At 72.8% G+C, this 20,425-nt stretch carries 12 protein-coding genes; 10 read left to right on the forward strand and 2 right to left on the reverse strand.

Features of this window, described 5'->3' with window-relative positions; translation table 11 throughout:
- Positions 1-121: 121 nt before the first annotated feature.
- Positions 122-889 (reverse strand): GPP34 family phosphoprotein, encoded by a 768-nt coding sequence (locus tag AB0M11_RS08725; RefSeq protein ID WP_365702858.1) that lies wholly within the window; start codon positions 887-889, stop codon positions 122-124.
- 144 nt (positions 890-1,033) lie between these two features.
- Between AB0M11_RS08725 and AB0M11_RS08730 the strand changes: the two genes are divergently transcribed.
- The 7 genes from AB0M11_RS08730 to AB0M11_RS08760 all read left to right on the forward strand — a co-directional run bounded on the left by AB0M11_RS08730 (position 1,034) and on the right by AB0M11_RS08760 (position 13,993).
- On the forward strand, positions 1,034-4,003 hold the full coding sequence (locus tag AB0M11_RS08730; protein WP_365702861.1) for a D-alanyl-D-alanine carboxypeptidase: 2,970 nt from the start codon (positions 1,034-1,036) through the stop codon (positions 4,001-4,003).
- Between the two features lie 197 nt (positions 4,004-4,200).
- Positions 4,201-6,045 carry an MFS transporter gene (locus AB0M11_RS08735; RefSeq protein ID WP_365702863.1) on the forward strand — a complete coding sequence of 615 codons (1,845 nt, stop codon included), beginning with the start codon at positions 4,201-4,203 and terminating at the stop codon, positions 6,043-6,045.
- A gap of 232 nt (positions 6,046-6,277) precedes the next feature.
- On the forward strand, positions 6,278-7,612 hold the full coding sequence (locus tag AB0M11_RS08740) for an NDP-sugar synthase (RefSeq protein ID WP_365702865.1): 1,335 nt from the start codon (positions 6,278-6,280) through the stop codon (positions 7,610-7,612).
- Positions 7,613-7,700: 88 nt separating this feature from the next.
- Entirely contained in the window at positions 7,701-8,411 is a 711-nt protein-coding gene (locus AB0M11_RS08745) for an SDR family oxidoreductase (protein ID WP_365702867.1), read from the forward strand.
- A gap of 65 nt (positions 8,412-8,476) precedes the next feature.
- Positions 8,477-10,618, forward strand: a complete 2,142-nt coding sequence (glgX, locus tag AB0M11_RS08750; RefSeq protein ID WP_365702900.1) for a glycogen debranching protein GlgX — start codon at positions 8,477-8,479, stop codon at positions 10,616-10,618.
- A complete protein-coding gene (locus AB0M11_RS08755; protein ID WP_365702869.1) occupies positions 10,615-12,774 on the forward strand; it encodes an AGE family epimerase/isomerase in 2,160 nt (719 codons plus the stop codon). The genes glgX and AB0M11_RS08755 overlap by 4 nt, the downstream gene beginning before the upstream one ends.
- A 31-nt stretch (positions 12,775-12,805) precedes the next feature.
- Positions 12,806-13,993 carry an IS701 family transposase gene (locus AB0M11_RS08760; RefSeq protein WP_365702871.1) on the forward strand — a complete coding sequence of 396 codons (1,188 nt, stop codon included), beginning with the start codon at positions 12,806-12,808 and terminating at the stop codon, positions 13,991-13,993.
- Positions 13,994-14,156: 163 nt separating this feature from the next.
- Here the strand turns inward: AB0M11_RS08760 and AB0M11_RS08765 are convergent, their stop codons facing one another.
- A complete protein-coding gene (locus tag AB0M11_RS08765) occupies positions 14,157-15,851 on the reverse strand; it encodes an ABC transporter family substrate-binding protein (protein ID WP_365702873.1) in 1,695 nt (564 codons plus the stop codon).
- Positions 15,852-16,027: 176 nt separating this feature from the next.
- Between AB0M11_RS08765 and AB0M11_RS08770 the strand changes: the two genes are divergently transcribed.
- From AB0M11_RS08770 to AB0M11_RS08780, 3 genes are read left to right on the forward strand one after another with little or no spacing between them, the layout of a single operon-like run.
- A complete protein-coding gene (locus AB0M11_RS08770) occupies positions 16,028-17,011 on the forward strand; it encodes an ABC transporter permease (RefSeq protein ID WP_365702875.1) in 984 nt (327 codons plus the stop codon).
- Positions 17,008-17,898: an ABC transporter permease gene (locus AB0M11_RS08775; protein WP_365702877.1), complete on the forward strand. Its 891-nt coding sequence runs from the start codon at positions 17,008-17,010 to the stop codon at positions 17,896-17,898. The genes AB0M11_RS08770 and AB0M11_RS08775 overlap by 4 nt, the downstream gene beginning before the upstream one ends.
- Positions 17,898-20,234, forward strand: a complete 2,337-nt coding sequence (locus AB0M11_RS08780; RefSeq protein ID WP_365702879.1) for a dipeptide ABC transporter ATP-binding protein — start codon at positions 17,898-17,900, stop codon at positions 20,232-20,234. Before AB0M11_RS08775 ends, AB0M11_RS08780 begins: the two co-directional genes overlap by 1 nt.
- Positions 20,235-20,425 lie beyond the last annotated feature (191 nt).

Genomic DNA, 20,425 nt, shown 5'->3' on the forward strand with positions numbered 1-20,425 from the left:
GGGCGGCGATGCGCGTACCGTGCGCCTCGCCGCCCCGCTCGGACCAGCGGCTCCCGAACCGGGTCTCAGGGGTGTCGCGTCGCCGGCTCTCGCCGGCGGGTCGCTGCCGTGGAACTGCGGCTCAGTGCACCACGGCTCGCGCCATCGCGCCCGCGCCGCGGCGCGGTTGCATCGGAACACCGCGGGCGGGTTCCGGTGCGGCGGGCCTGGTGCCCGGTCCGGCCTGCCGGCCGGCCGGGGCGGCCGGGTTGCGGCGCGGCTGGGCGGCCGCGCCGTTCTGCACGTCCATGACGGCGTGGGCCACGAGCCCGCCCATCGGGTCGTGCCGGATGAGGTCCCGCAGCCTGGAGCGCGAGGATCGGCCCTCGTTCCCCGGGTACAGGTGCTTGCCGAGACCGACCGCGTGGGCCAGGGCGGCGAGCGCCGCGGTCCGCGGGTCCGGCGGTACGCCGGTGCGGATCGCCGAATCCAGCCGACCACGGATCTCCCGGGTGACGGCGTTGTCCGTCGCCTGGTAGCGAGTGGTCGGCAGCACCCCGCACATCTGACCCGCGACGGCGGCGACCATGCCGCAGCGTTCCAGATGCGCGAGATAGATCTGGCGAAGGCCGAGACGCGGCCCGCCGATCCAGTGAACAGCCCGTACGGGAGCACCGCGCCTTCGCAGCAACTCCAACGCACAGTCCAAAGTCGGATCTCCAGTCGGCCGTGGCTGCACCACGGCGATACGATCCCCGTCTGGGGCTATCCGTCCGGCCAGCGCCAGCTCTACTAGCTGTGCTCCGGCCAGACCGAGGTCGAGCGACTGCGGCTGTGCAGTGGTACCCGTGGCCGGGTCCAGTGCCAGCAGCAGAAGCTCCTCCGGAAGTGTTCTGCGGCTCCTGCCCATCCATGCCTCCCCGCGTGGATGAATGACAGGGTGACCCCTCTCACATTGGTCTGTCGAGGGTGCGTGACCGGTTCGTAAGGGAACCGGCAGGTATGTCGTTCTCGTCTACCGCAGGGGCTAAGCCCGCACACAGGACACTGGTACATGGTTCGGACAGCGCACGGAAACGTGCGGAGCGTGGAGGAGGCATCGGTGGCGGGCGAGTCCCCCGACAGGTCGAAGCAGCGCGAGTCGTCGGCGGAACCGACGTCGGGGAGCGCGGGTACGGTTCCCGAAGCACGCGACCCACGGCTGGCGGTGGCCGCCGAGAAGGAGACCGCCGGCGGCGTGGACACCGCGACCCGGGTGTTCTCGGTGCGGGACCTCAACACGGCCGACGAGACAGGCGAGTCCGGCGGATCCGGCGACGACGACACGCAGTTGCGCGACGCGGCGGCGACGTGGGTGCGCACGGGCGAGGATGCCGCCGAGGCGGTCACGGAGGCCGAGGAGGGCCCTGAGACGCCCGCCGACGCCGCGGACCCCCAGGAGACCCCGGAGCAGCCCGCCAAGCCCCCTGCGGCGCCCGAGGCGACCACCGACGAACCGGCGGCCACCGAGCCCGACACCGACCCGAAGCCGCCGACTCAGGCCGAGGAGCCCGCCCCGGAAGCGGCGCCCGAGCCGGCGGACACCAAGCCGAAGGCGGCGGGCGAACCCGAGGACGCCAAGCCCGGCAGCGACCCGAAGACCACCCCCGAGCCCCAAGACACCGCCCCCGAGGGCGAATCGGCAACCACCGGCGCATCCGAGGAGGCTGGACCCAAGCCGCCGACTCAGCCCGAGGACGCCGCCCCGGAAGAGGCGCCCGAGCCGGCGGACACCAAGCCGAAGGCGGCGGCCGAACCCCAGGACGCCGAGCCGACGAAGACGGCGCCCGAGCCCGAAGACGCCAAGCCGACGAAGACGGCGGGCGAACCCGAAGACGCCAAGCCGACGAAGCCGGCGGCCGAACCCCAGGACGCCAAGCCCGGCAGCGACCCGAAGACCACCGCCGAGCCCCAAGACACCGCCCCCGAGGGCGAATCGGCAACCGCTGCCGAACCCGAGGACGCCAAGCCTGCGAACGCGGCGGGCGAACCCCAGGACGCCAAGCCCGGCAGCGAGCCGAAGACCACCCCCGAGCCCCAAGACACCGCCCCCGAGGGCGAATCGGCAACCGCTGCCGAACCCGAGGACGCCAAGCCTGCGAACGCGGCGGGCGAACCCCAGGACGCCAAGCCCGGCAGCGAGCCGAAGACCACCCCCGAGCCCCAAGACACCGCCCCCGAGGGCGAATCGGCAACCGCTGCCGAACCCGAGGACGCCAAGCCTGCGAAGGAGGCGGGCGAACCCGAGGACGCCAAGCCCCGAGCAGCGGCCCAGGACGCCGAGCCGAAGGCGGTGGGTGAGTCCGCTGGTCGGCCGAAGTGGGCTGTTGGCGGCGGTGGTGCGGACGCCGACGGCGAGAAGGCGCCGAAGGGGCGACCCGCGCCTGACAACGATGGCCGCACGGGTGGTGCGGGTGGGAAAACGGACGGCGGCGAAGGCGAAGCCGAGGCCGCCGTCGACCAGCCCACCGCCCTGCTCAAGGCCCCCCGCCCCCCGCAGGTCGACCAGCCCACCACCACCCTCAAGCTGGGCGGCGCGAAGCCCAGGACCCCCGAGGCCGACGCCGAGCGCACCAGCAGGTTCGTCGCGCTCAAGTCGGACATGAAGGAGGGGGCGAAGCCCGAGGCCGCCTCCACCACCCGCACCACCGTCCTGCCGCAGGTCGGCCCCGAGCGCACCACCCAGCAGCCGCTTCCCCCGAAGCCCCCGCTGGACCTGCTCGCCGAGCTGACCAACACGCCCCCGCCGCCGGAGACCCCGGTCAGGACCCTCTTCCGCCGGGTCAAGATCTGGACCCCGCTGGTCATCGTCCTGCTGATCGTCTTTGCGGTCGTGCAGACTCTGCGCCCGCTCCCCCAGCCCACCCTCGACCTCACCGCGAAGGACACGTACACCTTCGACGGCGGCAAGGTGGACATCCCCTGGCCGGCCGACGGCCAGGCCGCCCTCGACGTCCAGGGCATCGGCTCGTTCGGCTCCTCCGGCGCCCGGAAGCCGGTGCCGATCGCGAGCGTCGCCAAGGTGATGACCGCGTACATCGTCCTGCGCGACCACCCCCTGAAGAGCGGCGCCGCCGGCCCGAAGATCAAGATCGACCAGGCGGCCCAGGACCAGGCGAACGCCGGCCAGGAGTCGACCGTCGACGTGACGGCAGGCGACTCGATCACCCAGCGCGAGGCCCTGGAGTCCATCCTGATCGCCTCGGCCAACAACGTGGCCCGCCTGCTGGCCCGTTGGGACGCCGGTTCCGAGAAGGCGTTCGTGGCGAAGATGAACGCCACCGCGAAGCAGCTCGGCATGACCGACACGACGTACACGGACCCGTCCGGGCTCACGAACTCCACCGTGTCCACCGCCGTGGACCAGGTGAAGCTGGCGAAGGCCGCGATGGCGAGCGAGCCGTCCTTCCGCGAGGTCGCCGCGATGATGTCGTACGACGACTACAAGGGTGTCAACCACGGCAACTGGAACCAGCTGGTCGGCCGGAACGACGTCGTCGGCATCAAGACCGGCACCACCACCTCGGCCCTCGGCAACCTGGTCTTCGCCGCGAAGAAGACGGTCGGCGGGGAGACCCGCACGATCATCGGCGCGGTGCTCCGGCAGCCGGCCAGCGCCGCCCCGGACAACAGCATCCTCACCGCCGCCCTGAACGGCGGGGACAAGCTGATCCGGGCCGCCCAGGGCGCGCTGGAGTCGGCGACGATCTACAAGAAGGGCGCCCTCGTCGGGTACGTGGACGACGGGCTCGGCGGCCGTACCCCGGTGGTGGCGACCGAGGACGTCACCGCCGTCGGCTGGTCCGGGCTGAAGGTGCGGCTGTCCTTCCAGGCGGACCACGTGCCGCACACCGCGAAGGCCGGCACCAAGGTCGGCACCCTCACCGTGGGTGACGGTTCCGGTTCCGCCGTCCGGGTGCCGGTCGCCCTGCGCGAGGACCTGGCCGAGCCCGGCTTCGCGAGCAAGCTGACCCGCCTCGGCTGACCCATAACCGGCATTCCGTCACCGCACCCCGCTGATGGAGCCCCACCCCGGGGCCCCGCGGCGGGGTGCGTGCTAGCGTCACGAAACGGGGCAGGTCGCCGGTCGCCGGGACACGGCCGCGAACTGGACGGGAAGCGGCCGGTAACACCGTGGAACACGGCCGAGAACAGAAGACGGGACACGGGGAGTGCCTTCAGGTGGCCACAGCGGAGCCGACACGCGCCGACGACGCCGAGCCGGGCCCGGTAGCGGGCCCGCGAATAGCCGTGCCGCCGGCGGACGCGGACCATACGGAGCGTGAGGCCGGCAGCAGGCTGCTGCGGGCCTCCGAACCGCTGCGCCGTCGGCTGCTGCAGCACCCCGTGCTGTCGGTCACCGTCCTCGCCGGCGTCCTGCACATCATCTGGTTCTTCACCTTCGCGAACAGCGGCGGCGATCTCGCGGCGCAGGACGCCTGGGCCGAGTTCGTCGGCCGGCACCCGGACTCGGCGTACAACCTCGCGTGGTACGGCGGTATGCACCCGGTGTCGTACAGCGTGGTGTCGCCGTACCTGATGTCGCTGATCGGCGTCCGTACGACGATGATGCTCGCCGGCACCGTCTCGGCCGGCCTGCTGGCACTGCTCCTCATCCGCAGCCGGGCGGTGCGCAACCCCCTGTGGGCGGCGCTGGCCGGGGTGCTCGCGCTGCTGTGCAACGCCATCTCGGGGCGGGTCACCTTCGGGCTCGGCACGATGTTCGCGCTCGCCTCGGTCGGCGCGGTGTTCTGCTGGCCGTACCGCTGGCGCCACAAGAGGTGGGCGAAGGCGCTCGTGGCCGCGCCGTCCGCCGCGCTGGCCACCATGTCGTCGCCGGTGGCCGGGCTCTTCGTGGGCCTGGTCGCGGTCGCGCTGTTCCTGCAGAAGCGCCGTCCGGGCGCCTGGGCGCTGGGCCTCGCGCCCGCGGCCGTGGTGGCGGTCTCCGCCTGGCTGTTCCCGTTCTCCGGCACCCAGCCGATGGGCATCGGCTCGGTGATCATGCCCCTCTCGTACGGCCTGCTCTGCCTCTTCCTGGTGCCGAAGGAGTGGAGGACGGTCCGGCTGACGGCGGCCGTGTACAGCCTCGGGGTCGTCCTGGTGTGGCTGGTCAGCTCCCAGATCGGCTCGAACATCTCGCGGCTGCCGATGCTGTTCGCCGGCGCGACCCTGATCGCGGCCCTGCCGTACACGGTCCCGCGCTCCCGCAGGTACTACGCCACGGTCCTCGCCTTCCTCGGCTTCGTCGGCTGGATCGGCTTCAAGTCGGTCGACGACATCCTGCACACCACCCCGGCCGCCTCCTGGGCCCGTGAGCTCGCCCCGCTGGTCCACCAGCTCCAGCAGGACGGCGCCGAGAAGGGCCGTGTCGAGGTGGTCCCGGCCCGCTCGCACCGCGAGGCCTCCGCGCTCGCCCCGTACGTCAACCTGGCCCGCGGCTGGAACCGCCAGGCGGACATGGAGCGCAACCCGCTCTTCTACGACGACACCCTGAACTCCGCGAACTACCACGAGTGGCTGCGGCGCTGGGCCGTGCACTTCGTCGTCCTGCCCAAGGACGAACCGGACGGCGACGGCGGGGAGCGCGAGCGGGCGCTGGTGCAGCGCGGGATGCCGTACCTGAAGCAGATCTGGGGCGACGCCAACTGGCAGCTGTTCCGGGTGACCGACCCGGTGCCGCTGGCCGAGCCCAACGCGGTGGTGGACAGCGCCGAGCAGGGCGAACTGACCATCGAGGTCCGCAAGGCCGGGCGGATCCTGATCCGGATCCCGTACTCGCCCTGGCTGAGCATCGTGGACGCGGACGGCAAGAGCCTGAAGGCTCCCCAGGAGACCGAGGCCTCCAAGCACCGGGCCGACGGCGAGCCGAAGACGTACACCAACGTCAACGGCTGCCTGACGGAGACGGCGGAGGACGCCAAGGGCGACAAGTGGACCATGCTCCTGGCCCCGAAGCCGGGGACGTACCGTCTGGCGGCGCCCTACCAGCTGCCACGGGGCACCCCCTGTCCCGACGCGCTGAAGTGACCCGATCGGGCCGGACATGACAGGGAACCTGACAGTCGGATCGACTGAATTGACTGCCTGAGTAAATCCGTAGGTGCTCACTGTAAGAGCAGCTCAGCACCGTAGTCTCACGCGCCGCCGACCCCCACCACAGCCCCCCTCTGCCCATTTTTTTTACATTTTACTTGACTCTCAATGACAGGCTCAGTTGACTGAATGGCGTTGATTCGTCAGCCGAGGAGGCAGGACAGTCATGGGGGACGAGACGTCAGGGATCATCCTGGCCGGAGGCCGGGGGGAACGTGCCAAGCCGCTCACCCTCGCCTCCTCGGACTACATCCGCAGCAAGGCGCTCATCCCGTTCGCCGGCCGGCCCGTCATCGAGTGGCTGGTCGAGAACTGCCGGGACCAGGGCATCCGCCGCTTCCACGTGGTCGCCCAGGGCGCCGAGAACCACAGCCAGATCAAGCTCGTGCTGGGCCGCGGCGAGCGGTTCGGCGTCGAGATCCACTACTCCCGGGCCCGGCTCGACCGCTACAACGTCGGTTCGGGCGCCGCCACCCTGCACAACCTCGAACGGTGGGACCTGACCGGCCGCACCCTGGTCATGCCGGTCGACTCCGTGTTCGAGTTCTCGCTGCCCCGGCTGACCGAGGCGCACGACGCCGCCGACGCCGTCGTGACCGTCGCCTCCGTCGCCCGTACGGCCGAGGAGATCGCCGGCAAGTACGGCGTGATGCAGACGTCCGCGGACGGCACCGTCTCCGGCTTCCTGGAGAAACCCGGCCTGGACCGCATCCACGGCCTCTTCCCCGAGACATCGTTGCCGGGCAACGGCTTCACCCTGCCGACCAACGCCGGCATGTACCTGATCGACTGCGGACGGCTGCGGCTGGCGGCCCGTACCCCCGAGATGATCAGGCTCGCCCAGCAACGCCTCGACTGGGGCGGCGACCTGCTGCCCTGGCTGGTCCGGCGGGGCCTGCCGGTCGCGGCCGCCCCCATCGACCGGCTCGGCGACCTGGGCAGCATCCCGGACTACCTGGCCACCCTCGGGGACGTGCTGGGCGGCCGGTACCGCTGGATGAGCCGGGCCATGGGCGCACCGGTGAGCACCGAGCCGCGGTACTGGATCCACGAATCGAGCCTGCGCACCAAGGACAGCGTGCAGGGCACCACCCTCGCCCAGAAGATCGCCGAAGGCAGCGTGGTGATCGGCCCCGCCGTACGCATCGGGCGCAACGCCGAGATCGGCCCCGGCGTCAAGCTGCGCCACACCGACATCGGCGACGACGTCGACATCGACGAAGGGGCCCGGCTGAGCCGGACGGCGATCGGCGACGGCGCCGTCGTCGGACCGTACGCCCGGATCACCGACTCGTACGTGGGTCCCATGGCCCAGGTGCACTCCACCCGCGACAGCCCCGTCCGGCTCGCCCACTCGGCGATCGGCGAGGCCGCCGACCTGCGCCCCGGCACCCGGCTGTCGGGGGTGAGCGTCTACCCCCGGCTGCGGGTCCCCGCCGTCACCGGCCTGCCCTCCGGCACCCACCTGACCAGCTCCGACGACATCCTGCGCTGGATCTGACCGGATCCTTCCGCGCCCTCGCGCCTCCGCCCGCTCCTTCCCGCACGCCACACGTCCGGCTCGGCTACCGCCCTGGGGAGTTTTCTCGATGGACAGCCCGATCGCAGTCATAGGAGGGACCGGCCGAGTCGGCCGGCTCGTCACCCGGCAGTTGCTGGCCCGGGGCGAGACCGTCCGGGTCATCGGCCGCAGCACCCAGCGCGCCCGGCGGCACATGCCCGCGCAGGCGCAGTACTTCACCGCCGACGTACGCGACCCCGAGACGCTCCGCACCCCCCTGCACGGGTGCGCCGCCGTCGTCTACGCCGTGGAACCGGGCACCGACGCGGCCGGCCCGGACAGCCCGGAGTCGACCCTGCACAGCGGGGTCCGCCACGTCCTCGACGCCCTGGACACCACCGGCGCCGACCGGCACTTCGTGCTCGTCAGCCAGCGGCACGTCACCCGCCGCGACCACCCCATGAACGCCTACGGCAGGATGCTCGACTGGCGGCTGGCCGGCGAGGACGCGGTGCGCTCCTCGGGCCTGCCCTACACCGTGATCCGGCCGGGCTGGCTGACCGACGAGCCCGGTCACGGTGTGCTGCACCTGGAGCAGGGCGACGCCGGTGACGGCTTCGTGGCCCGCGCGTACGTCGCCGAGGCCTGTGTACGGGCGCTCAACTCGCCCGCCGCGCGGGGCGTGACGTTCGAGATGCGCAGCGAGGCCGGCCCGGCCGGCGGCCCGGTGCCCTGGGACGAGCTCTTCGCCGGGCTGCGCGCCGACGCCCCGGCCGGCCTGCGGGCGGTGTTCGCATGAGCGCCCCGCCGGAGGCCCAGGACCACCCGACCGCCACCACGACGAACGATGCCATGAACGAGTACATGACCCTGCCAGCCGACCAGGCCCCCGACGACCTCGACGCCGTCCAGCCCGGGGTCACCCCGGGCCGCCCGCAGCCGCTGGGCAGCACCGTCGACGCCGAAGGGGTCAACTTCTCGGTCTTCTCCGAGCACGCCACCCGGGTCGACCTGCTGCTCTTCGAGCACTGCGACAGCCCCCAGCCCTACCGGACCATCCGGCTGCATCCCGAGCGGCACCGCAGCTTCCACTTCTGGCACTGCCATGTGCGGGGGCTGGGCGCCGGTCAGGTCTACGCCTACCGCATGGACGGGCCGCGCGACCCCGTCTCCGGGGGCTGCCGCTTCGACCACCGCAAGGTGCTGCTCGACCCGTACGCCCGCGCCAACGTCAACAGCCGCTGGGAGCGGACCCGGGCGATCGGCCCCGGGGACAACGTCGAGTACTCGATGCGCAGCCTGGTGGTCGACCTGGACGACTACGACTGGGAGGGCGACACCCCGCTGCGCACCCCCATGGCCGACACCGTCATCTACGAGATGCACGTCCGCGGCTTCACCGCCTCCCCGACGGCCGGGGCCGACCACCCGGGCACCTTCTCGGCCGTCATCGACAAGATCCCGCACCTTCAGGAGCTCGGCGTCACCGCCGTGGAGCTGCTGCCGGTCTTCGACTTCGACGAGACCCAGGTGCTGCGGACCGGCCCGGACGGGACCCCGCTGCGCAACTACTGGGGCTACGACCCGTACGGGTTCTTCGCCCCGCACACCGGTTACTGCGCGAGTCCCCATCTCGCCACCCACATCACCGAGTTCCGCGACATGGTGAAGGCGTTCCACAAGGCGGGCATCGAGGTCATCCTCGACGTGGTCTTCAACCACACCAGCGAGGGCAACGAGTTCGGGCCGACGATCAGTTTCCGGGGCGCGGCGAACGAGGCGTACTACCACCTGTGGCCGCAGGACCGCTCCCACTACATGGACTTCACCGGGTGCGGCAACGCGGTCAACGCCAACCACCCGATCGTCACCAAGTTCATCCTGGAGTCCCTGGAGTACTGGGTCTCCGAGCACCACGTCGACGGCTTCCGCTTCGACCTCGCCTCGGAGCTGTCGCGCGGTCCGATGGGCTACGAGATGGCGGTGCCGCCCGCGCTGTGGGCGATAGAGCTCTCCCAGGTGCTGGCCGAGACGAAGATCATCGCGGAGCCCTGGGACGGCGGCGGCCTCTACCAGGTGGGCCGCTTCCCGGGGAAGCGCTGGGCCCAGTGGAACGGCCCCTTCCGGGACGACGTACGGCGGTTCGTGCGCGGTGACGCGGGCATCACCGGCGAGGTCGCCTCCCGGCTCGGCGGCTCGGCCGACCTGTTCGCGCCGCAGGAGGAACTGCCCACGAACAGCATCAACTTCGTGACCTGCCACGACGGCTTCACCCTCAACGACCTGGTCAGCTACAACACCAAGCACAACCACGCCAACGGCGAGGCGGACGCCGACGGGACGAACGAGAACTACAGCTGGAACTGCGGCGCCGAGGGGCCCACGGACGACCCGGAGGTCGAGGGGCTGCGGCTGCGGCAGATCAAGAACCTGCTGTCGATCCTCATGCTCAGCCGCGGCGTCCCGATGCTGCTGGCCGGCGACGAGTTCCGCAACAGCCAGGCCGGCAACAACAACGGCTACTGCCAGGACGGTCCGCTCTCCTGGCTCGACTGGGACCAGGCCGCCGCGGAGCAGGAGACGTTCGGGTTCACCCGCGGTGTGATCGGCCTGCGCAAGCGCTACCGCACCTTCCGGGAGCCGCAGTTCTTCTCCGAGCGGCTCAACCCCCGTCTCCTTCCGGACATCACCTGGCACGGCACACGACTCAACCAGCCGGGCTGGGAGAACCCCGACGCCCATGTGCTGGCCTGCACGTACGGCGGTTTCGACGGTGACCCGGACCTGCACCTGATGCTCAACATGTACCACCTGGGCCTCGACTTCGAGCTGCCCGAGATCCCCGGCCACCGCTGGCACCGCGTCCTGGACACGGCCCGGCCGGCCCCGCACGAGATCCTCCCGCCCGGCGCGGAGGAACCGGTCGACGGTCCCACCTATCACGCACAGGGCCGCAGCGTCGTGCTGCTGGCGGCCCTGCCTGACGAGAAGGGCACGCGACGATGAGCGCACTCTCCCGACGACGTATCACCTCCGACACCCTGGCGGGTTACGTCACCCACTACAGCCCCACACGGCGGATGTTCGGCCTGCGCAGCCCGGACGGGCGTGAGTTCACGGTCCACCTGACCCACAACGCCGTCTCCCGCATCGTCCGCAACCTCGGCGACCCCTACCGCGACACCACGGCCGACACCGTCGACATGCTGGCCGAGGGGCGGTTCCTGTTCGCCTACGGGATCCTCTACGAGTGGGAGGGCGGCTCCCGCTTCGACGCCAAGGAGATCACCTTCCCGGAGGAGAGCCGCGGCCAGTACGTCTTCGAGCACCCGAACTGGTGGGTGCAGCAGGCCGCCGCCATCGCCGACTTCTACCTGCGCGGCCAGTTCCCGGACGGGAACTACGACTGGCGCAACTTCCGCACCCACCTCACCCTCAGCGGCACCCACCTGCCGGACTTCCACGGCCAGGACGTGCGGCAGGAGACCGACACCATCTCCCGGCTGGTCTACGGGCTGGCCACGGCCTACCTGCTGACCGGCGAGGACCGCTTCCTGGAGGCGGCGCAGTCCGGCACCGAGTACCTGCGCGAGCACATGCGGGTGGACGACCAGGCGGACGGGATCATCTACTGGTACCACGGCATCGACATCACGCCGAACGGCCATCGCCCGGTCTTCGCCTCGGAGTTCGGCGACGACTACGACGCGATCCCGATGTACGAGCAGATCTACGCGCTGGCCGGCCCTACCCAGACCTTCCGGATCACCGGCGACCCGAAGATCCTGAACGACATCGACCGCACGGTCGCCCTGTTCCAGAAGTACTTCCGCGACCCGGTCGAGGGCGGGTTCTTCTCGCACCTGGACCCGATCGCCCTGGACCCGGGCGCCGACTCGCTGGGCCGCAACCGGTCCCGGAAGAACTGGAACTCGGTCGGCGACCACGCCCCGGCGTACCTGATCAACGCCTACCTGGCGACCGGCCGCGCGGACTTCGCCGCCCTGCTGGAGGAAACCGCGGACACGATCGTCAAGCGGTTCCCGGACGAGCCCAACTCCCCGTTCGTGCAGGAACGGTTCCACGCCGACTGGAGCCCGGACCGCACCTGGGGCTGGCAGCAGGACCGCGCGGTGGTCGGCCACAACCTGAAGATCACCTGGAACCTGACCCGCATCAAGGCCCTGCACGACAAGCCCGAGTACCTCGCCACGGCGGAGCGGATCGCCGAGCTGATGCCCTCGGTGGGCAGCGACGGCCTGCGCAGCGGCTGGTACGACGTGGTCGAGCGGAAGCCCGACCCGGACAGCGGCATCCACCGGATGGTCTGGCACGACCGCAAGGCCTGGTGGCAGCAGGAGCAGGCGATCCTCGCCTACCTCATCCTGGCCGGCACCACCGACGACCCCGAGCACCTGCGGCTGGCCCGGGAGGCGGCGTCGTTCTACAACGCGTACTTCCTCGACTACGAGGACGGCGGCGTCTACTTCAACGTGCTGGCCAACGGCATCCCGTACCTGCTGGGCACCGAGCGGCTCAAGGGCAGCCACGCGATGGCGGGCTACCACGCGCTGGAGCTGTGCTACCTGGCGGCGACCTACACCGGTCTGCTGCTCGGCAACGACCCGGTGACCCTGCACTTCAAGCCGCGCCCGGACGACCTGCCGGAGCGGGTCCTGCGGGTGGCGCCCGACCTGCTGCCGGCCGGCTCGGCGGAGCTGACCCGGGTGTGGGTGGACGGGCAGCCGTACCAGAACTTCGACGCCAAGGACCTCACCGTGCGGCTGCCCGAGGGCTCCGAGCCGGTGCGGGTGCGGGTGGAGCTGGAGCCCGCGCAGATGCGGCTGCGGATGCGCAGCGAGTTCGACGGCGGCACCGCCCACATCAGCTGCCGCGGCGTGATCGACGCCGCCGAACTGGGCAAGTTCCGGCGGATCCTGGGCGAGGTCATGGCGACCACCCCGCAGCGGGTGGAGTTCCACCTCTGCGAGACCAGCGAGATGTGCCGGTCCGCCATCAACGAGCTGCTGTTCCAGCGCACCAAGGCGGGGCTCGACGTCGACTTCGTGATCGTGGGCTGCGCCCTGCCGGAGGTCGCCGACGCGCTGCTCGCCACGGACGCCTTCCTGCTGGAGGGTGGTGACGACTGCAACCATGAGTGATCTCGCGACCATCGCACTCCCGTTACCGTCCGTGCGTACCCCGGGTGCCCCGCCCGGTGCCCGCGACCTGCCGGCCTACTGCAGCGAGCTGTTCGGCGAGTTCACCCGGGCCGACCAGCGGCGCTGGGGGGAGGTCTACCTGCGCGGCCTGCTGGCCGTGCCCGGCCGCAAGACGCCGGCCCGGATCACCGAGCAGGTGCTGGGGCGGCGGGCGGTGCAGCAGATCCAGCAGTTCGTGAACCAGAGCCCGTGGGCGTGCGCGCCGGTGCGCGGCCGGCTGGCCGGGCGGATGGTCCGGGCCTTCCGGGCCGAGGCCTGGTCGGTGGACGAGGTCGTCTTCGCCAAGAACGGCGACCGCTCGGTCGGCGTGGCCCGACAGTACGCGGCCTCCCAGGAACGCACCGTCAACTGCCAGCTGGCGCTGGCGACCTCGCTGGTGGGGCACGCCGGCGGGGTCCCGGTGAACTGGCGGCTGGTGCTGCCGAGCCGCTGGGACCGGGACGAGGGGCTGCGCGGCCAGGCCCACCTGCCGGAGGACGAGCGCTGCCGCCCGCGGTGGAGCTACGTCCTGGAGTCGCTCGACGAGATGCTCGACGACTGGTCCCTGGAACCGCTGCCGGTGCTGGCCGACTGGCGCGGCGACGGGGACCCCGACCCCCTGCTGCGGGGGCTGGAGGCCCGCGGGCTCGGCTATGTGGTCCAGGCATCGCCGCACACCCCGGTGCTCCTCCCCCGCGGCCGGGCCGCCGCCCGGGGCACCGGCGGCACCCTGGCCGACCTCGCCGCGCACGCCGTCCGGCACACCGAGCGGACGTCGGTGACCTGGCACGACCCGGTGACCGAGCGCATGTGCCACTCGGAGTTCCTGACCGTTCCCGTGCTGCTGCGGGCCGAGCGCTCGCCCGAGGGCTGCCCGGGTGTCGCACCCCGGGCGCGGATGCTCCTCGCGGACTGGCCCTACGGCCGGCCGCAGCCGCGGGCCTACTGGCTGACGAACCTGCCGGTGCGCCGGCTCGCGGAGATCGTCCTGCTGGCCCGGCTGCGCAGGTTCGCCGGGGAGGCGTTGGGCCGGATGCACGAGGAGTTCGGCCTCGGTGACTTCGAGGGCCGCTCCTTCCGGGGCTGGCACCACCACGTGACCCTGGCCTCGGCCGCCTTCGGCTTCGACATGGTGCGCCAACAGGCCGACGAGAGAGCCCTGAGCACCCCGCATGCCTGACCGGCCCCACCGAAACGGCCGCGGCGGCCCCGGGCGGACACCTCCGCCCGGGGCCGCCGCGGCCGCGTTCCCACCCGGCCACGCCACGAGTTCGCCTCCGCCCGGGGTCGCGGCGGGTCGGCTCACGCCAGGGGGCCTGGCGTCGCCGTCAGCCGGCCCGCCTTCACTTCTCCCAGCCGACCTTCGTGAAGTCGATGTCGCCGAGGCCCGGGACGCCGTAGTTGGCGAGGCCCTTGCGGACGGCGAGGATCTCGGGGCGCTGGTAGAGCTCGATGTCGTGGCCGAGGCGCCAGATCTCGGTGTCCGCCTCGTTGTAGAGCCGCTGGGCGGTCCGGGGGTCGAGGCTGCCGGCGGCCTGGTCGAGGAGTTCGTCGACGCGGGGCGAGCCGACCCGGCCGTAGTTCTCGAAGACCTGGCCGCCGGCCGGGCTCCGGTAGATGGCGTGGGCGGAGCTCGGGTACGTCAGGCCGGTGAACCGGAAGATCGCGAGGTCGAAGTTGCCCTTGTCCAGGTACTGGGGGCCGTAGGCGGTGGCGGGCACCTTCTCGATGTCGACGCGGACGCCGGCCCGGCCGAGCATCTGCTGGACCAGCTGGGCGAGGTCCTCGCCGAGCCGGTTGGTGCCCTCGCTCAGCACCAGGCGCAGGGTGAGGCTGCGGCCGTCCTTGGTCCGGGGCTTCCCGGCGCCCTGGGCACGCCAGCCCGCCCGGTCGAGGGCGCTCTCGGCCGCCTTGAGGTCGAAGCGGCCGTAGCGGCCGGAGTCGTCGGCGTAGCCGGGCTGGTTGGTCATGTAGAAGTGGTTGCCGAGCAGCGGCACCTTCACCGGCAGGCCGGCCCCCGCGACCTCGGCCAGCGCCGGGCGGTCCACCGCCTGCTGCAGGGCGTTGCGCACCGCCCGGTCGGCCAGCGGCCCGTCGGCGCCGTTCAGCGTGATGTGCACCTCGTCCCAGGCGGAGCCGACCCGGATGGCGGTGTCGGGCGCCTTCGCCAGCTGGGCGTAGGCCTCGCTGGTGGCCGCGTTGACGGCGTCCACCTCGCCGTTGAGGAAGGCCTGCAGGGCGGCGTCGGGGTCGAGGACGCGGAGGACGATCCGGTCCAGCCGGGGCCGGGTGCCCCACCAGGCGGGGTCGCGGACGAGGGTGAGGGTCTGCGCCGTACGGTCGACGGAGGCGAGCCGGAAGGGGCCCGCGGTGACCGGGAGGCGGCCCTGCCAGTCCGAGTCGAAGTGCCGCGGGCTGTCGTAGGCGACGGCCGGGAAGAGCGGGGTGAAGAGCCGGCGCCAGTCGGCGTACGGCTTCCTGAAGGTGACCACGACCTCGTGCGCGTCGGCGCCCTGGCGGACGTCGGCGATCCGGTCGTAGCCGCTCGGGTCGGCGACCAGGTACCGGTCGTCGCCGCCGCCGACCGCGTGCCACTGGGCGGCGAAGTCCCGCCAGCTCAGGGCCCTGCCGTCGGACCAGCGGGCCTCGGGGTTCAGCCGGTAGGTGACGACCTGGCGCGCGCCCGTGCCGGTGACGGTGGCGGAGGTCAGGTAGTCCCGCACGGTCCGCGGGACACCCTCGGCGTCCCGGGTGAACAGCCGCGGTTCGGTCATCGTGTCGACGGTCCACACGTCGTCCAGGGCGCCGTCGACGTGGTTGACGTTGAACTGCGTGATCATCTGGGTGATCGGGAGCGTCAGGGTCCCGCCGGAGCGGAGGCCCGCGGACGGCTGAGCGTTGATGTCGTAGGTGCCGTACGTCGGCATCGCCTGGCGCCGGGAATCGTCGTGCCCGCCGGACCCGGAGCATCCGGTCGCCGCGAGGACGACGAGCGCCCAGAGGGCCGTCCACGCGGGCCATCCCCGTAGTCGCTCCACCTGTCAGCCTCTCCGGCGTCACTTGCCCGCCAACTCCCCGCTTTGCCATAGGAATTGCGGCGTCGGAGCTTAACATCACGATGTTTCTCCCGAATGAAGCGAAGGCAGGCTTCATCCCCCGGCGGACGCCCGCGGACCGGCCGGGCCGTCACCCTCCATGCCACGTCAGGAGTGCCATGTCCGTCCTGATCGCCAGGCGCCTGGCCCGCTGTGGGGTCCTGTTCCTCGTCTCCCTGGTCGTGTCCTACGCGCTCGCCTCGACGGCACTCGATCCCCGCGGGTACTTCGAGGACCGCAGGCCACCGCCGCCGTCCCGGGTCGTCGACCGGGAGCTGGCCGGGCTCGGCATGGACGACCGCGCCCCGCTGCCGGAGCGCTTCGCGCACTGGGCGGACCGGGCCGTCCACGGCGACCTGGGCCGCACCATCGACGGCGAGTCCGTGCGTGCCGAGTTCGGCCGCCGGGTCGGCGTGTCGGTACGGCTGCTGCTGGTCGGCACGGTGGCCGGGACGGCCGTCGGCACCCTGGCCGGGGTGTGGGCGGCGGTCCGGCGCGGCCGGCTCGGCGACCGGGTGCTGGCCGGGTTCTCCTTCGCGGTGCTGTGCGTGCCCACCTTCGTCCTGGCCCTGCTGCTGAAGACCGGCGCGCTCGCGGTCAACCGGGCGGCGGGCGGCAGCGTCGTCAAGTACACGGGCGAGCACACCCCCGGACTGCAGGGCGACTGGACCGTCCACCTCCGGGACACCGCCGCCCACCTGGTGCTGCCGGCGCTCTGCGTGGCGCTCGCGGGGATCGCCCTGTACAGCCGCTACCAGCGGGCCGCCACGCTGGACGTGCTCGGCGCCGACCATCTGCGCACCGCCCGCGCCAAGGGGCTCACCCCGGGCCGCGCGCTGCTGCGGCACGGGCTGCGGATCTCGCTCGTGCCGATGACGGTCTTCTTCTCCTTCGGCGTCCTGACCCTGGTCACCGGGGCCGTGTTCACCGAGCGGGTCTTCGGCTGGCCCGGCATGGGCAGCTGGCTGATCGACTCGGTGGAGAAGGGCGACGTGAACTCGGTGGTGGCGATCGACGGCTTCGCCGCGGCCGTCGTGCTGCTGGCGGGGCTGGTCGCGGACGTCCTGCACGCGCTGCTCGATCCCCGGGTGCGGGAGCCGTGAGAGCGGGGCGGCGCGGGCGGGCCGTGCTCGGCCGGCTGGCCCGGCACCCGGGGGCGCTGTGCGGACTCATGCTGCTGCTGGCCCTGGTGGCGTTCGCGGTCGTGGGGCCGTACGTGTGCCGGTGGTCCGCCACGGACGTCGACTACACGGCGCTGCGGCAGCCGCCGGACGCGCGCCACTGGATGGGCACCGACCGGATCGGGCAGGACGTGTTCGCCCAGGCCGCGCACGGGCTGCGGAAGTCGCTGCTGATCGGTGCGCTGGTGGCCGTGGTCGCCACCGGGCTGGCGGCGGCGGTGGGCGCCTGCGCCGGGTACTTCGGCGGCTGGACGGACCGGACGCTGATGTTCGTGGCGGACCTGCTGCTGGTCCTGCCCGGCTTCCTCGTCCTGGTGGTGCTCGCCCCGCGGCTGCGGCAGTGGGGCTGGCTCGCGCTGGCCGGGCTGCTCGCCCTGCTGGGCTGGATGGTCACCGCGCGGGTGGTGCGCGGCCTGACCCGGTCACTGAAGGAGCGTCAGTTCGTGGTGGCGGCACGGCTGATGGGGGTCGGGCCGGTGCGGATCATCTGGCGGCACATCCTGCCGCACCTGGCCTCGTTCCTGGTCGCCGACGCGACGGTCACGGTGGCCGGGGCGGTGGTCAGCGAGGCCGGGCTGTCGTACTTCGGCTTCGGCGTGCAGCCGCCCGACGTCTCCCTGGGCACGCTGATCGCGGACGCGTCCGACGTGGCCCTGGTCTATCCGTGGATGTTCTTCTTCCCGGCCGGCCTGCTGACCGCGTTCGTGCTGGCCGTCAGCTTCCTCGGCAACGCCCTGCGCGACGCCCTGGACCCCACGACGGTACGGGCCGCCGGGCCGCCCCGCGGTGCCGTGTCGGGGCTCGCCTGATGAGCACGGACCGGGCGGTGCGCGGACCGGCGGCCCCGGCCCTTCAGGTGCGCGGTCTGACGGTCGCCTTCGGCGGCGGGCGCCGCCGGCCGCCGGTGCCCGTGGTGCGCGGCGTGGACCTCACGCTGCGCCGCGGTGAGGTGCTGGGCCTGGTGGGCGAGTCCGGCGCGGGCAAGACGCTGACCGCGCTGTCCCTGCTCGGCCTGGCACCGCCCGGCGCCCGGGTGGGCGGTTCGGTACGGCTGCTGGGCGAGGAGATGCTGGGGCGGCCGGAGCGGGAGCTGGCCGGCCTGCGGGGCCGCCGGATCGCCATGGTCTTCCAGGACCCGCTGCACGCCTTCACCCCGGTGCTGCGCGTCGGCGACCAGATCGCGGAGGCCCTGCGCATCCACGAACGCCCGCGTCCGGGCCGGGAGTCGGCGCTGCGGCGGGCCGTGGAGCTGCTGGACTCGGTGGGGGTGCCGGAGCCGTCCCGGGCGGCCCGCGCCCTGCCCCACCAACTCTCCGGCGGCATGCTGCAGCGGGCGATGATCGCGATGGCGGTGGCGAACCGGCCCGCGGTCCTCGTCGCCGACGAGCCGACCAGCGCGCTCGACGTGACCGTGCAGGCCCAGGTCCTCGAGACGCTCGCGGCCGCCCGGCGGGAGACAGGAGCGGCGCTGCTCCTCGTCACCCACGACCTGGGCGTGGTCGCGGGCGCCGCGGACCGCGTCGCGGTCCTGTACGCGGGGCGGGTGGTGGAGACGGGGCCGGTGGAGGCGGTGCTCCGCCGGCCCCGGATGCCGTACACCGTCGGCCTGCTCGGCGCCGTGCCCCGGCCCGACACCCGGACACCGCCCACCCCGGTCCCGGGCACCGCTCCCGCCCCGGGTGCGGTCGGCCCCGGCTGCCCCTTCGCCGCGCGCTGCCCCCTGGCCGAACCCGAGTGCCGGGCGGCCGAACCTCCGCTCACCGGGGTGGACAGCCCGTCCCGCACCGCCCCCGCGGCACCCGACGCGCACACGGCGGCCTGCCGGAGGATCCCGGCGGTCCGGCTCCGCAGCGCGGCGGACCTGTTCGGGCGACCGCCGACGGACGGCGACATGGACACGGGCGACACGGCCGCAAAGCCGACGGACGGCGACATGGACACGGGCGACACGGCCGCAAAGCCGACGGACGGCGACATGGACAGGGGCGCCGCGGAACGCGGGCCGGCTCTCCCGGCCGGACCGTGGCGCCGGGCCGGCGGCGCACCGGCGCACGCCGGCTCCCCGGCCGTGTCCGCGAGCTCGGCCGACGGCACAACCCCCGCCGGAGGCCCGGCCGCCGACGTCGTGCTGTCGGTCTCCGGGCTGGCGCGGTCGTACCGGTCGACGAGGCTGCTGCGGCGGGGGCCCGAGGTGCGGGCCGTCGAGCACGTCGATCTGGAGGTGCGGCGCGGGCAGACGCTGGCCCTGGTCGGGGAGTCCGGGGCCGGGAAGAGCACCACGCTGCTCGAGATCGCCGCGCTGGCGGCTCCGCAGGCCGGGCGGGTGGAGGTGCTCGGGCGGGACACCGCGCTGCTCTCCCGGCGGGCGGCGCGTGAGCTGCGCACGGCGGTGCAGCTGGTGCCGCAGGATCCGATGTCGAGCCTCGACCCGCGGATGCCGGTGGGGGACATCGTCGCCGAGCCGCTGCACGCCGCACGGGTGCCGCCGGCCGTCGTGGCGGCCCGGGTGCCCCGGCTGCTGACCCAGGTGGGGCTGCGCCCCGCCGACGCGGACGGCTACCCGCACCAGTTCTCCGGCGGGCAGCGCCAGCGCGTCGCGATCGCCCGCGCCCTGGCGGTCGGCCCCGCGCTGCTGCTGCTCGACGAGCCGGTGTCCGCGCTGGACGTGTCCGTGCAGGCCGGGATCCTGGACCTGCTGCTGCGGCTGAAGCGGTCGCTGGGCCCGGCGTATCTGCTGGTCTCGCACGACCTCGCGGTGGTCCGGCAGCTGGCCGACCGGGTGTCGGTCATGTACGCGGGCCGGACGGTGGAGACGGGCGGGGTCACGGAGGTGTTCGGCCGGCCGCGCCATCCCTACACCCGGGCCCTGCTCTCGGCCGTACCGCTGCCTGATCCGGTCGCCGAGCGCTCCCGGCGCCGGATCGTGCTGCCCGCCGCCCCCGGGCCGCTCCCGCACGCGGTCTCCGGGTGCGCCTTCCGGGCCCGCTGTCCCGTCCAGGCCGTGCTCTCGGCCGCGCAGCTGCGGCGCTGCGCGGCCGAGACACCGCGCACCCGGGCGGCCGGACCGGCGGACCACACCGTCTCCTGCCATTTCCCGGACGATTTCCCGCACGACGAAAGACCGGGTCCGGTCCGGCGGCCGTAGCGGCGGCCGCCGGACCGGACCCGGTCCTTGCGAGGCACAAGTGGATCAGCAGCAGCCGCCGCTCCCGCCGACGCCCGCGGGCAGGCTTTCGTGCTGCAGCGGGCGCCCCGGGCCGGAATCGCTCAGCCACAGTCCGCCGGACACCAGACCACTGATCAGGACGACTATTGCGAAGAGCGCGAATATTTTAT

The sequence above is a fragment of the Streptomyces sp. NPDC051987 genome (assembly GCF_040680735.1).
GTDB lineage: Bacteria > Actinomycetota > Actinomycetes > Streptomycetales > Streptomycetaceae > Streptomyces.